This window comes from Amycolatopsis oliviviridis (genome assembly GCF_014654365.1).
Taxonomy (GTDB): domain Bacteria; phylum Actinomycetota; class Actinomycetes; order Mycobacteriales; family Pseudonocardiaceae; genus Amycolatopsis; species Amycolatopsis oliviviridis.
Window position 1 is genome coordinate 396,231 of record NZ_BNAY01000008.1, and the last position, 13,717, is coordinate 409,947.

The following is a 13,717-nucleotide window of genomic DNA, read 5'->3' on the forward strand; positions in this document are numbered from 1 at the left end:
GGGGCACACGATTCTGGGTACGTCCGGCCTTTTCCTCGCCCAGCGCGGGTGAGACGGCCGAATTGCGTGGCAGGATCCGCCGGGACGATGTGAAACTGGCCGCAAAGGAGGCTGGCACATGATGACGGACCATGACATTTCGCCGCGAAGACGAGTTCCGAGGACAAAGGTGACCATCCCGGATCCGCCGGAGGATCTCGTTTCGCGGCCGCGTTTGCTCACCACCCTGGACGACGGGGCGGAGCAGGCCATGGTCTTCGTCGGGGCGCCGGCCGGTTACGGCAAGACGGTCCTGCTCGCCGATTGGGCGAGCCGCCGCCGCGGTGCGGTCGCCTGGGTGTCCGCCGACGCCGAGGACGACGACCGTCTCTTCTGGTCCGCGGTCCTCGCGGCGTTCAGCGGTTGCGCCGGGATCCCGGCGGAAAATCCGGTGCGGTCGCTCGCGGTCCCCGCCGAACCGGGCGCGGATCTCGCCTTCCTGGCCACGATCGCCGACGGGGTGGAGGCGCTGCCCGAACCCGTCCTGCTCGTCGTGGACGGTGCGCAGGAGATCACCGATCCCGGCACCTGGCGGGGACTTCAGACACTCCTGCGGCATCAGCCGTCGGGGCTGCGGCTGGTGATTTCGAGCAGGCGTGAGCCGCCTTTGCCGCTCGTGCGCGCCCGGGTCGCGGGACGGCTTCTCGAAGTGGGTGTGAACCGCCTGCGTTTCTCACCGGAGGAGGCCGGAACGCTCGTCGGGACGACCGGGCCGGGTATCCCGTCGCATCAGGTCGATCTGCTCGTGGCCAGGACGGGCGGCTGGCCCGCCGGGCTGCGGCTGGCCGCCGCTTCCGCCGCACGGCACGGAAATCTCGCCGATTTCTTCGCCGGTCGGGACAGGGCGGTGCTCGACTACCTGACCGACGAGGTGCTCGCGCCCCTGACCGTCCCCCAACGGGACCTGCTGCGCGCGATCAGCATCTGCGACGAAGTCCCGGCCGGGCTGGCGGCCGCCTTGTCCGACCGGCCGGACGCGGAGGCGATGCTCCGCGAACTCGGCGAACCCGCCGGACAGGTGGTCCACTCCGGCGGGACCCCGGCACGCCATCGGCTGCCGCCCCTGCTGCGCACCTATCTGCGGGCCGAGTTGCTGCGCCGGGCACCGGAGCGGACGAGGAGCCTGCACGCGGCGGCGGCGCGCTGGTTCGCCGAACACGACCTGCCCGCTCCCGCGCTGCTGCACAGCGTCCGCTCGGGCAACACCACCCGCGTCGGCGAACTGTTGCGCCGTCACGCGGTGGCGCTGTACCTCGGCGGCGAGCACAACGTGCTGCGGCTCGCCCTCGCGGTCCTCGGCGATCGGCGGTCCGTGTCCTCTCCCCTGCTGGCACTGGTATCGGCCGCGCTGCAGTTGGAAAGAGGTGAACCGTCGTCGGCCGAGTCGCAGCTGAGCTGCGCGGACGTGGCCTGGCCCGCCGAGCCGACGGCGGAGCTGACCGTGCTGCGGCAGCTGGTGCGGTCCCGGCTCGCCCAGGTCGATCGCGGTCCGGCGCAGGCCGCCCGCGCGGCCGAGCAGATCGACGGGCAGCTGGCGGCGGACACCGAACTCGGCGGGCTGGCGACCTTGCACCGGATCGGCACCCTGACCGCCCGCCGCGACCGGGGCTCGGCGCGGGAGGCCCTTGCGCGCGTCGCCGACGCCGCCGAGAGCGCGAACCACCATTTCCTGGCCACCCAGTGCCTCGTCACCCTGAGCGGGCTGGCCGGGTCCGATGGCGACTACCGGGTGATGGACACGCTGGCCCGCCGGGTCCAGGCCCGGCACGCGGCGCACGATCCGCATCGCTCGCTCGAAGGCGCCCAGGTGTCGGTCCAGCTCGCTTTCGGTGCCTTGCTGCGCGGGGACGCCGCCGAGTGCGTCGAACACGCGAAGCAGATCGCGCGGATGCTGGGCGACGCGCCCGCCAGAGCGGCCCGGAACCTCGGTCTGCTCGCCGAAACCCTGCGCGGCGCGGCCGAATTCGAGCTCGGCGGCTGGCATTCGGGACTGCGGAGGATGCGCCGGGCACGCACCAGGCTCGGCACCGGGCGGAGTTTCTCCACCGAGCACGCAGCGTGGTGCGCGATGCTGGAGCATCGCGCGGCGTTACGGCTCGGCGCGGCCGATCAGGCGCGGGAGACCTTCCGCTGGGCCCAGCCGATCATCGCCGGTTCGGGCGAACTGCTGCTGATGCGGGCCAGGACCCAGCTGCGGCTGGGCAGACAGGGAGCGGCGAGTTCCGTGCTGCGCTCACTGTCGGAAGAGGACGCCCCGATGCTGTTGCCGTGGGCGGGGATCGAGGCGTCGCTCATCGGCGTGCGGGCCGCGCTGGCGGCCGGGGCGCGGGAACGGGCGGTGCGGTCGCTGGACGACGCCTTGCGTACCGCGGAACCCGGCGACGTCCGGTACCCGTTCGTGTTCGCGCCGTCCGACGTCATCACGTTCCTGACCGCACGGCTCGGCAAACTGGGCGCCGGCGAGCGGTTCGCCTGCCAGGTGCTCGCCCAGCGCCGCGAACTGCGCACCCCGCCGCTGCCCGCGCCGCTGACCGAACGGGAACGCAACGTGCTGCGCCTGCTGCCCACCCAGCGGTCGATCGACGAGATCGCCGAGGACCTGACGGTCTCGCCGAACACCGTCAAGACCCACGTCCGCGGCATCTACGCGAAACTCGACGTCCGCAGCAGGCGCGACGCCGTGGCGACCGCGCTCCGCCGGGGTCTGCTGGACACCGAGGTCGGCGATTTCACGGGTTGACCCCCGCTCGCCTCACCCGGCTCGGGTGAGGCGAGCGGGCCCCGGATCCGGTCGAGTGACAGGGAAACGTCCGATCCGGTGTGAGGAGAGATCATGGCCATGGCGAGCGCGGACTACCCGTTCTCCGAGCTGATGTGGACGATGCTGGTGTTCTTCTGCTGGGTCGCCTGGTTCTGGTTGCTGTTCCTCGTCCTGACCGATCTCTACCGCAGGCCGGCCATCTCCGGCTGGGCCAAGGCGGGCTGGACGGTGCTGGTGTTCGTGCTGCCGTTCGTCGGCGTCCTGCTGTATCTCGGCACCCAGGGCAGACATCCGCGATCTTCGTCCACAACGGACCAAAGCCCGGCGGAGCAGATCGCCGAGGCGAAGCGGCTGCTGGACCAGGGCGTCATCGACGAGGAGGAGTTCAACGCGCTCAAGCGGAAGGCGCTCTCGTCTTGACCGCGGCGCCCGGTTGGCGGTTCTTCCACCTGGCGGTCCTGCGGCCGCTGCTCACGGTCACCGTGCTGCTGTGCCTGTACTACCTGCTCCCGGTCGATCAGGGACTGCACGCCTGGACCGTGACCACCTTCGCCTGCGGTCTCGCCGTCGTCGTCCTGCTCGTCGCCGGCGAGGTGCGGATGATCCTCCGCTCGCCGTTCCCCGCCCTGCAGGGAATCCAGGCACTGGCCCTGATCGTGCCGCTGTTCCTGCTGCTGTTCGCCGACGTCTACTACATCCTGGCCCAGGACCGGCCCGGCTCGTTCGGCACCGAGCTGTCCCGGACGGACGCGCTGTACTTCACGGTCACGATGTTCACCACGGTCGGTTTCGGGGACATAGCGCCGGTTTCGGCGACTGCGCGGATCGTGGCGACGATCCAGATGGTGGCGAACCTGATGGTGCTGAGCGTCGCCCTGCGGCTGATCGTGACCGCCGTCCGGCATCGGCGTTCGTCCACATCGGATGATTCACCGCGGCTTCGGGAGCGCTTTCGGGAGCGGTTTCGGGATCAGCAGGGCGGCGACCAGGCCGCCGACGGCGACCAGCGTCAAGGTGGCGAGCGCCAGCGCGAAGGACGTCCCGCCGGGTCTCGTCACCCCGGCCAGCACGGAACCGGCCAGCGCCGTCCCCACCGAAGAACCCAGGTTGGACACACTGCGCGAGACCCCCGAGATGTCGCCCTGGGCCGCGTCCGGGCTGCGCGACTGGACCAGGTTCACCGACGCGGTCAGCATGATCCCGACACCGGCGCCCAGCAGGAACAGCCCCGGCACGGCGCTCGCCACCCCCGAATCCGCCCGCACCAGCAGGAGCACGAGCACCAGTCCCGCGATGGCGAGCACGAAACCGCCGCGGATCAGGCGACGCTGTGAATGCCGCCGGGCCATCCGTCCGGCGGCCGCCGAGGCGACGAGGATGCCGATCGTCGCGGGCGTCAGCATCAGCCCGGTCCGGATGGCGTCGTAGCCCCGGACCTGTTGCAGGAACACGGCGATCACGAAGAACGAACCCTGCAGGACGAGCCACTGCACGTGCTGGGTGGCCAGGCCGAGGCGGGTGGTGCGGTCGCGGAAGAGCCCGGGTGAAACCAGCGGTTCGCGGCCCGTCTGTTCCCGGGCGTGGATATGCGCGGCGAACACGGACAGGACCCCGGCGCCGATCACGAGCAGCACCCAGAACCACGAGCTGCCCATCTGGAGCACGCCGACCACGACGAAGAACAGGCCCGCCGCCGAAAGCACCGCCCCGGCGACGTCGAACCGGGCCTTCTCGGGCACACGCGGCGGCTCCGCGATCCGCAGCGCCAGCACGACGATCAGGACGACGATGAGCACCTGCAGGAGGAACGAGGCCCGCCACCCCAGCCAGGTCGTGACCAGCCCGCCGAACAGCGGCCCGGCGGCCGCCCCGAGCGCGCCCGCCCCGCTGACCACGCCGAACCGGCGTGCCCTGGTCTCGACGTCGGGACTGGTGACGGTGACCAGGATGTAGATCGGCGGGATCATCAGCGCCGATCCGATGCCCTGCAGCAGGGAATACCCCAGCACCAGCAGCAAGGGCCCGTGCGCGGCCGACGCGAGCAGCGCGCCGCCGCCGTAGACGACCAGGCCGAGGAGGAAGCATCTCTTGCGGCCAAGGAAGTCGGTCAGTTTGCTGCCGGGCACCATCAGCGACGCCATGGTGAGGGTGAACAGCGTGATCGCGGTCTGGACGCCGAGCACCGTCGTGCCGAGATCCTCGGCGATCACGGTGACGGCGACGGTCATCGTCGTCGCGGCGTAACTGGCGACGAACTGAGCGAGGGCCAGGGGCGGAACGATCATCGGCGCGGCCTTCCTTCTCGGATGCCGCACACGGTGTCGTGCGCGGCACCCCGGCCACCTCACCCCGAGCGGATGAGGCAGTGGCCGCCCGCCGGGACGACGGTGATCTCCGACCGCACCCGATGCCCGAGGAGGCGCCATGCCCGAAACCGCGATCGCCGATCACGGCATGATCGGCGACCTGCAGACCGCCGCACTGGTCACCACCGGCGGATCGATCGACTGGTTTTGCAGCCCACGCTTCGATTCACCGTCGATCTTCGGCGCGCTGCTCGACGACGAACGCGGCGGCCGGTTCAGCGTCCACCCCACCGGCCCGTACACCAGCAAGCAGATGTACTACCCGGACACCGCGGTCCTGATCACCCGGTTCACCGGCGCGGACGGGATCGGCGAGGTCGTCGACTTCATGCCACCGGCCGACGGCGACGCGACCGCCAAGCACCGGATCGCCCGCCTCGTGCGCTGTGTCCGCGGGAAGATCACCTTCGAGATGGTGGTCGCGCCGCGCTTCGACTACGGCCGCCGCCCGCACGAGGCGATCCTCTTCGGACACGGCGCCGTCTTCGTGTCGAGCGAGATGTCGCTGACACTGCACCCGGTCCGCGAACCCGGCGACGAGCACCTCGCCGAACCCCGGATCGAAGGGAGCGACGTCCGTCTGCGGCTCGGCCTGACCACGGGACAGGTCCGGGGCGTCGTCCTCGAAACGGACACCGCGGAACCGCCGCGCGAGATCCGGCTCGCCGAGTTCACCGACCTGTTCGACGACACGGTGGGCTGGTGGCGTTCGTGGCTGGCCCGCTCCACCTATCGCGGGCGGTGGCGCGAGATCGTGGCCCGTTCGGCGATCACCCTGAAGCTGCTCACCTACCGGCCGACCGGCGGGCTGGTCGCCGCGCCCACCCTCGGCCTGCCGGAGGAACTCGGCGGGGAGCGGAACTGGGACTACCGCTACACCTGGGTGCGGGACGCGTCGTTCTCGGTCTCCGCGCTGCTGGCCCTCGGCTTCACCGAAGAGGCGGCCCGGTTCGGCGGCTGGCTGGGCGACCGGATCCGCGAAGGCGGCCGCGACCAGGCCGAGGGCGGGCCGCTGGCCGTGCTCTACCGCGTGGACGGTACGACGGACCTCCGCGAGGAAGACCTCTCGCACTGGTCCGGCTATCGCGGGTCGACCCCGGTCCGGATCGGCAACGACGCGGCGGGACAGTTGCAGCTGGACATCTACGGCGAGGCGCTGGACAGCGTCTTCGCCGCCGACCAGGCGGGTTTCGGATTGCCCCACCGCGGCTGGACCGCCGTCCGCGCGGCGCTCGACTGGCTCGGCGAGCACTGGGACCAGCCCGAAGAGGGCATCTGGGAGACCAGGGGCGGGCGCCGGTCCTTCACCTACGGCCGCCTGATGAGCTGGGTCGCCTTCGACCGCGGCCTGCGGATGGCGAGCACGCACGGCCGTCCCGCCCCGGTCGAGGACTGGACGTGGCAGCGCGACAGCATCTACGACCAGATCCTGAACCAGGGCTGGCACCGGACGCGGCAGGCGTTCGTCCAGCACTACACCGGGGACGAACTGGACGCGTCGCTGCTGCGGATGCCCCGCACCGGTTTCCTCCCGTCACGGGACCCGCTGTGGCTCTCCACGCTCGACGCGATCAGGAACGACCTCGTCACCGACAGCCTGGTCTACCGGTACGACCCGGCGGCGTCCCCGGACGGTCTCACCGGTTCGGAAGGCACTTTCTCCTTGTGCAGCTTCGCTTACGCCGACGCGCTGACCCGAGCGGGGAGGCTGGACGAGGCACAGGCGGCGTTCGAGAAGATGCTGACCTACGCCAACCACGTCGGCCTCTACGCCGAAGAGATCGCGCCGAGCGGCGAGCAGCTCGGCAACTTCCCGCAGGCCTTCACCCACCTCGCGCTCATCGACGCCGCGGTCACCCTCGACGCCGCCCTGGGGTGATTGCGCGAAGATGCGGGGATGGCCTACCGGACCTGGATGCGGTACTTCACACCGTCCGCCGTGCATCGACGGCTGGGTCTGGTGTGCCTCGGGGTCGGGCTCCAGCACGGTGCCCTGCCCGTCGTCGGGCCCCGCGTGCTCGATCACTACGTGGCCGTCGTGGTATCCAAGGGACGCGGCTGGTTCGCCGTGGCGGGCGGGGAGCGGCAGGAGGTCGTCGCCCCCGCCCTGCTGTGGCTCGTCCCCGGGGTCGGGCACCACTACGCGCCCGACCCCGGACAGGGCTGGGAAGAGTGCTTCGTCGACTTCGACGGCAGTGCCGTGGACGCCTACGTCGAGCTCGGCTACGTCACGCCCGGGACGCCGGTGGTGCCGCTGGGCGACGTCGAGGCCGTCCGCGACATCGTGAGCCGGATCGTGCGCTGCGCGCGCGGCGGCAGCCCACTGGCCCAGGTCGACGCCTCCGCGGCCGTGCATCATCTGCTGGTGGCGCTGCGGCGGGCGAGCGCCGGCAGCACCCCCAGCGGCGGTTCCCTGCTGGAGGCGCTGGCGCGGGACGCGCTGCTGCCGATCAGCGTCGCCGAGATCGCGGCCCGCCGCGGCATGACGCTGCCGGAGCTGCGCGCCGCCGTGCGCCGGAGCACCGAATCGGGGCTGAAGGACCACCTGCTGACGCTCCGCCTCAACCGCGCGAAGGAACTCCTGGCCACCACACGGATGCCGGTGCAGGAGGTGGCCCAGGCGATCGGCTACGAGGACGCCGCCTACTTCAGCCGGCTCTTCACCCGCCGGGTCGGGGTCTCGCCCGGCCGCTTCCGCGAATCGCGCGTCCAGGCCGTCCCCGGCGGCTGGAGTTCCCGGGTCCCGCCTCCCGACGACCCGCCGCTGGTGCCCGACTGACCCCTTGGACTTCCGTGGCGCACCGCTTGGACTTTCCGCGCACAAAGTGCATGAACAACGCTTGAAGTTGAGCGAAAGCGTTGACTTACGCGCAATAACGTTCATAACATCGGCGACCGCCCCGCCAACTGTGGTGCGGGTCACCGCCTAGAACGCATTTCGTCCTCTGAATGCGGTAGTTCGACGTACGAACTACCGCATTCAGAGGACGAAATGCCCTTGGGAGAGAGTCATGCGGACCCTGCCTCTTCTCGGCGCCGCGGCACTGGCCGTGGCGGCGACCACGGTGGTACCGGTGTCGTCCGACGCCGCGCCGCCGGACGCGACGTACACCATCACGGTCGACGCGAAGAAGTCGTTCAGCCCGACCACCGACACCCCGGCGAGTAGCTATGTCGACAAGGACGGCACGTTCTACTTCCAGCAGGCGGCCGCGCTCTACGGCGCCGACCAGCCGCGCGAGTGGGACTTCTACAGCGGACGCGATTTCGACAGCTTCACCAAGAACCCGATCAGCCAGGCGGTCAATCCGGCGAATCCCGCCGACCGCAACGACGACACGACCTGGCGTTGCAACAACAGCCCCACCGGCAAGGAATCCACGAATCCGCCCGCCGGATCGGGCTACTCGCAACGGAACTTCTGCGACCTCGTCGGCACCTGGGTCGATCCGGATACCGGCGACTGGTACGGCCTGATCCACAACGAGTTCACGCCCGAGCCGTTCGGCGCGTACTCGTTCTCGCACTACGACGCGATCGACATGGCGGTGTCGAAGGACCAGGGCAAGACCTGGGCCATCAAGGACCACGCGATCACTTCGCCCTACAGCACGAAACGCGGGGACACGTCGGCGTTCCCGCATCAGACGTTCGACTACGGCGACGGCGACCCGCGCCTGTTCGTCGACATCGCCTCCGGCTACTTCTACGTCTACTACGGCTCGCGCATCGTGCCGAAGGCCGGCGCCGGCGGCCCGATGACCGGGCTGGCGCACGTCGCCCGCTCGCCGATCTCGGCCAAGATGGCGACCGGCTCGTGGCAGAAGTGGTTCGACGGCGGCTGGTCCCAGCCCGGCGTCGGCGGCCGCGAGAGCAACATGGTCCCGGTGTCCTCCTCCGCCGACACCGGCTACACGCCCGTCGCGGACGACTACGACCCGGCCAACACCGGCAACGTCAGCCAGCAGATCGCCGCGGGGCAGCTGCCGCGCAAATCCGATCTGTTCATCATGAACATCGCCTACAACGCGCATCTGGGGCTCTACATCGGCGCGCCGGAGGCCGTGGACAGCGTCGTCCCCCAGCGGTACTACGTGACCGACGACCTGACGACGCAGAAGTGGCGGCTGATCGGCGACACCGGGAGCTACACCAACCAGTCCTGGTACCGCTGGTTCGTCGACGCCGCGAACAAGACGAACTCGACCATCATCGGCAAGCAGTTCCGGTCGTACTGCGCGGTGGCGTGTTCCGGCGGCGCGGGCGGCGAGTACACCACGCAGACCATCACGTCGTCGGCTCCCGCACCGTCCCCTGTGGACACTTCGCGCAAGTACCGCATCGGTCTCGGCGACGGCCGGGTTCTCGCACAGGGCAACGGAACCGCGACGACGTCCGTCGCGAGCACGACCGGCTCCGACCGCGAGGCGTGGCAGTTCTCCTCCGACGGTGACGGCTCGTACCGGGTCACCAACGCCGCCACGGGCCAGTCTCTCGGCGTCGACGCCGTGCAGGCGGGACGGGCGTGGGGCGCGAAGCCGACCGTGTCGTCTTCCTCCACGGTCGGGCAGCAATGGTTCATCATCCCGTCCACAGTGGACAAGGGAACCTTCCGGCTGGTGAACCGCTACAGCGGCCTCGTACTCGGCCTGTCCGGCAAGACGTCGCGCCTCGCGGAGACCACGCCGCTGCGGTCTTGGACCGACACCACCGGAAACACCGTCGGCGGCGGGCGGACCGCGGCCGAGCAGACGCTGAAGTTCACCGACGCCGGCGCGGGCACCCTTGAGGGCGTCCGCACCCTGGCCGCGTCCGGCAAGAACCTGGACGACCCGGATTCGTCGACGGCGACCGGTACGCCCTTGGTCACCTGGGCGCCGAACCAGGGCGCGAACCAGAAGTGGCTGTTCACCAAGCAGTCCGACGGGTCCTACACCCTGACCAACACGCATTCGAAGCTGTGCGCCGACGTCGAAGGCGGAGCCACGACCGCGGGCGCGCGCGTCATCCAGTGGACGTGCACCGGCGGCCCCAACCAGCGCTGGACCGCGGCGAAACAGCCAGACGGAACCTACAAGATCGCCAGTGTCCGGTCGGGCCTACTCCTGACAACGGCGTCCACTTCGGACGGTGCCGCCGTCACCCAACGGGCCGACACCGGCTCCGCACTTCAGTTGTGGGCGATCAAGTAGCCCGCTTTCTTCTTGTGCGGCCCGCCCCTCGTTCGAGTGGCGGGCCGCACGGTTGCTTATGTGTGGCCCATCACACTCTCGGTGCACGTTCATGATCCGCAACCGTCTCCCCTAGTGAGAGCACTTTCGGTGAAAAGCTCACCGAAGCGTGGAGGGAGAGCATCATGAAGCACACCGGCATCATCCGCACCGCCACCATCACCGGCGTCGCCGCCGCGCTGAGCCTCGGGGCCATCGTCCCCGCGCTGGCCGCGCCGTCGACCGACCCGGTCACCACTGTCGCGGACCTCGACGGCGACGGCGAACTCGAAACCGTCACGGCGCAGCTGACCGGCGACAACGATCAGGTCATCTCCGCGACCGTGAACGGCACGTTCACCTCGATCCACCTCGGCGCCGACAGCTACGCCGGCGTCCAGGCCCCGCGTGTCACCGACCTCAACGGCGACGGCCGCGCCGAACTCATCGTCACCCAGTCGGTGGGCGCCAACACGACCTTCTTCACCGCGCTGCACTACGACGGCCGTAACCTCAGCCAGGTCGTGGACAACGACAGCAAGCCGCTGTCCGTCGCCGAAGGCGGTGGCGTCGCCGCCCACCTCGGCTACCAGTGCACCCCGCTCGACGGCGGTGGCCGCACCTTCGAGACCGTCGCCGCCGAAGCCGACGACATCAGCGCCGACCCGCTGACCTACAGCGGCACTCGCACCGTCTACACCCTTCGCGACGGCGCGCTGACCACGCAGAACACCGTCTCCATCGACCACCGCCCGGTCACGGACCCGGTGCTCGGCACCGACGCCGCCAGCTGCGACCAGGCCGGCAGCTGACCGCCCGCGACTCCTGACCGAAAGTCCGTGAAGGCCCCCTTCCCTCGGCTGAGCCGAGGGAAGGGGGCCTTCACGCGCTGTCACGGCGCCTCCGCCGGGGGCAAGCGTTGCGAAAGCCACTTTCGCAACGCTGAAGGTTGCGAAAGTGGCTTTCACAACCTGCCCCCATGCCTCCCGCCCGAACTAGCGCCCACGTCGGGTGAAAGTCCGTGAAGAGTCGACGGCAGCAGATGCTTACTTGGTGTAGGTCAGGCAATTCGCCGCGTGGTCACCTTCACCCGGTCCGACACGGACACTCGAAGCGGTGCATTCCAAGGCGGAATTGTGCCGGCAATCGGACCGAGAGCAGGCGCCCACCTGCGCGGTCACCCGATCGAGGCCGCCTTTGGTGTTGAGCGGGACGAACGTTCCGCAATCGGCCGATCCGTTGCCGCCGCCCACCGTGATGGCGAAAGCGTGACAGCCGTCGTGGTTGTAGGAGCAGCCGCTGACCGTGCATTCGTGGACAGCGGGCATTTCCGTGGTGGTCATAACGACTCCTGTACTTCGTGGTGGTGGTGTCGTTCGGTATGACCAGGGTTACACCGCATTCCGCACCCGGCAATTCGGGGAAATTCATTCACGTCCGGCGAGCAGCCGTTCCAGCCAGGATTCCCGTGCGGCGAGGCACGATCGGGCGACGGCGGATTCCGGCGCGAGGTCGTAGAAGCCGTGAAAGGCGCCACCCCAGACGTGCAATTCCGCCTCTCCGCCGGCGGCCCAGATCGCACTCGCGTAAGCCACGGCCTCGTCCCGGAACACTTCGACCGCGCCCACGTCGATGAACGTCGGCGGCAACCCGCTGAGATCCGTCGCGCGCGCCGGAGCCGCGTACGGCGAGACGTCCGGCGAGCCTCGCCGCTCCCCCAGCACCATCGTCCACGCCGTCAGGTTGCTGGTGCGATCCCAGACGCCGACTCCGTCGTACTCCCGCGCCGACACGGTGTCGTTGCGGTCGTCGATCATCGGGCACTGGAGCAGTTGCCCGAACAGCGCGGGCCCGCCTCGATCCCGCGCCATCAGCGTGACCCCCGCGGCGAGGCCGCCTCCGCCACTGCCGCCGAAGATGACCAGCCGTCCGGGGTCGAATCCCAGCTCGTCCGCGTGCGCGGCCATCCAGTCCAGCCCGGCGTAGCAGTCCTCCACCGGCACCGGATGCGGATGTTCCGGCGCGCGGCGGAATTCGACGGTGACCGCGACCGCGTCGTACTTCATCGCCCACTCGATGAGCGGATGCGCCGACGCGAACCGGTCCGCCATCACCATTCCGCCGCCGTGGACGTGATAGATCCCCGGCCCGCCACCGCGGTGATCCTCGCACGCGATGACCGAAACCACGATCTCCGCGCCGCCGTACCCAGGAATCGTGTGATCGGTCCAGGTGACCGGACGATCGCCGATCTGCTCTTCGATGGACGGGAACTTCAACGACCGGTAGCGCTCCAGCTGCTCCGCCGTCATACCGACCGGGACATGTCCCGCCAGGGCGGGCAGCACGGCGGCGAGTTCGGGATCGTATGCGGGCTCGACCATCGCGCGAGCCTAGCCACCGGTCGCCGACAACCCGTATACGACGAGGTCAGAGATCGACGTCGAGCCGCGAAGCCGCACGGGAGACACAGCAGAACATGCGGCCCGGCGCCGCGCCGATGTCGTCACGGTGTTCCGGTTCACCACCGACGACGCCGATCTCGCAGCTGCCGCAAACCCCTTCACGGCACCCGGACGGGATCCGGAACCCCGCGTGGTTCAAAGAGTCCAACATGGACTCTTCCGCGGCGACCGGGACCGTCCGTCCTGATCGGGCACAGTGCACCTCGAACGGCGTGTTGGGCGCGAATTCCTTGATCACCGGCCGGAAACGCTCAAGGTGCAGGCCTTGCGCGGGAAACGCCGCCTCGGCCGCGTCGAGCATCGAAGCGGGACCACAGCAGTAAACCAGCGCCTGCGGGCCGAGTTCGGCCGCCAGCGCGGCGAAATCGGGCCTGCCTTGTTCGTCGGTGACGTGCACGCGCACCCGGTCGCCGCGAGTGGCCCGGAGTTCGGCGGCGAACGGCATGGCGGCCAGAGACCGGCCGACGTACACCAGCCTGGCCGAAGCGCCCGACGCGACCGCGGCCGCCAGCATCGGCACCATGGGCGTGATGCCGATCCCGCCCGCGACGAACAGGTACTCCGGCGCGGGTAGCAAGGGGAAGTTGTTGCGCGGCAAAGAGACTTCGAGGCTTCGGCCCGCGCGCAGGAACAGGTGGACGTACTCCGAGCCGCCCCGGCTGAGCCTGTCGTGCCGGACGGCGACCCGGTAGCTGCCGCGATCGGCCGGGTCCCCGCACAGCGAATACTGCCGGGTCAGCCAGTTCGGCAACGCCAGATCGATGTGCGCGCCCGGCTCCCAAGGAGCGAGCGGGCCTTCGGCTCCGCGCAGGACGAGGGAGACAGTGCCCTCGGCGACCGGTTCGACACGGTCGAGAATGGTCTGCTGCATCAATT

General features: G+C 69.8%; 10 protein-coding genes and 1 pseudogene. 7 read left to right on the forward strand and 4 right to left on the reverse strand.

The features are described from left to right. The first annotated feature begins 121 nt into the window (after positions 1–121). From IE302_RS31695 to IE302_RS43280, 3 genes and pseudogenes are all read left to right on the forward strand, one after another. On the forward strand, positions 122–2,779 hold the full coding sequence (locus IE302_RS31695; RefSeq protein ID WP_191258220.1) for a winged helix-turn-helix domain-containing protein: 2,658 nt from the start codon (positions 122–124) through the stop codon (positions 2,777–2,779). A 93-nt stretch (positions 2,780–2,872) separates the two neighbouring features. Beyond that, positions 2,873–3,220 (forward strand): SHOCT domain-containing protein, encoded by a 348-nt coding sequence (locus IE302_RS31700; RefSeq protein WP_191258105.1) that lies wholly within the window; start codon positions 2,873–2,875, stop codon positions 3,218–3,220. Between the two features lie 179 nt (positions 3,221–3,399). Next, positions 3,400–3,639: pseudogene (locus IE302_RS43280) on the forward strand (potassium channel family protein); the annotation flags it as partial. 90 nt (positions 3,640–3,729) lie between these two features. Here IE302_RS43280 and IE302_RS31710 read toward each other — a convergent pair. After that, on the reverse strand, positions 3,730–5,085 hold the full coding sequence (locus IE302_RS31710) for an MFS transporter (RefSeq protein ID WP_191258106.1): 1,356 nt from the start codon (positions 5,083–5,085) through the stop codon (positions 3,730–3,732). 139 nt (positions 5,086–5,224) lie between these two features. Between IE302_RS31710 and IE302_RS31715 the strand changes: the two genes are divergently transcribed. From IE302_RS31715 to IE302_RS31730, 4 genes are all read left to right on the forward strand, one after another. Next, positions 5,225–7,045, forward strand: a complete 1,821-nt coding sequence (locus IE302_RS31715; RefSeq protein ID WP_191258107.1) for a glycoside hydrolase family 15 protein — start codon at positions 5,225–5,227, stop codon at positions 7,043–7,045. An 18-nt stretch (positions 7,046–7,063) separates the two neighbouring features. Continuing rightward, a complete protein-coding gene (locus IE302_RS31720) occupies positions 7,064–7,945 on the forward strand; it encodes a helix-turn-helix domain-containing protein (protein ID WP_191258108.1) in 882 nt (293 codons plus the stop codon). Between the two features lie 232 nt (positions 7,946–8,177). Then, positions 8,178–10,358 (forward strand): RICIN domain-containing protein, encoded by a 2,181-nt coding sequence (locus IE302_RS31725; RefSeq protein ID WP_191258109.1) that lies wholly within the window; start codon positions 8,178–8,180, stop codon positions 10,356–10,358. 164 nt (positions 10,359–10,522) lie between these two features. Then, the gene (locus IE302_RS31730; RefSeq protein ID WP_191258110.1) at positions 10,523–11,188 is read left to right on the forward strand and encodes an FG-GAP repeat domain-containing protein; all 666 of its coding nucleotides are present in this window, start codon (positions 10,523–10,525) and stop codon (positions 11,186–11,188) included. Positions 11,189–11,422: 234 nt separating this feature from the next. Here IE302_RS31730 and IE302_RS31735 read toward each other — a convergent pair whose 3' ends face one another. The 3 genes from IE302_RS31735 to IE302_RS31745 form a co-directional block, all read right to left on the reverse strand. Further along, positions 11,423–11,719: a DUF1540 domain-containing protein gene (locus IE302_RS31735; protein WP_191258111.1), complete on the reverse strand. Its 297-nt coding sequence runs from the start codon at positions 11,717–11,719 to the stop codon at positions 11,423–11,425. 84 nt (positions 11,720–11,803) lie between these two features. Beyond that, a complete protein-coding gene (locus tag IE302_RS31740; RefSeq protein ID WP_191258112.1) occupies positions 11,804–12,760 on the reverse strand; it encodes an alpha/beta hydrolase in 957 nt (318 codons plus the stop codon). A 46-nt stretch (positions 12,761–12,806) separates the two neighbouring features. Further along, complete coding sequence (locus IE302_RS31745) at positions 12,807–13,712, reverse strand: PDR/VanB family oxidoreductase (protein ID WP_191258113.1); 906 nt, start codon at positions 13,710–13,712, stop codon at positions 12,807–12,809. Between the last annotated feature and the right edge of the window lie 5 nt (positions 13,713–13,717).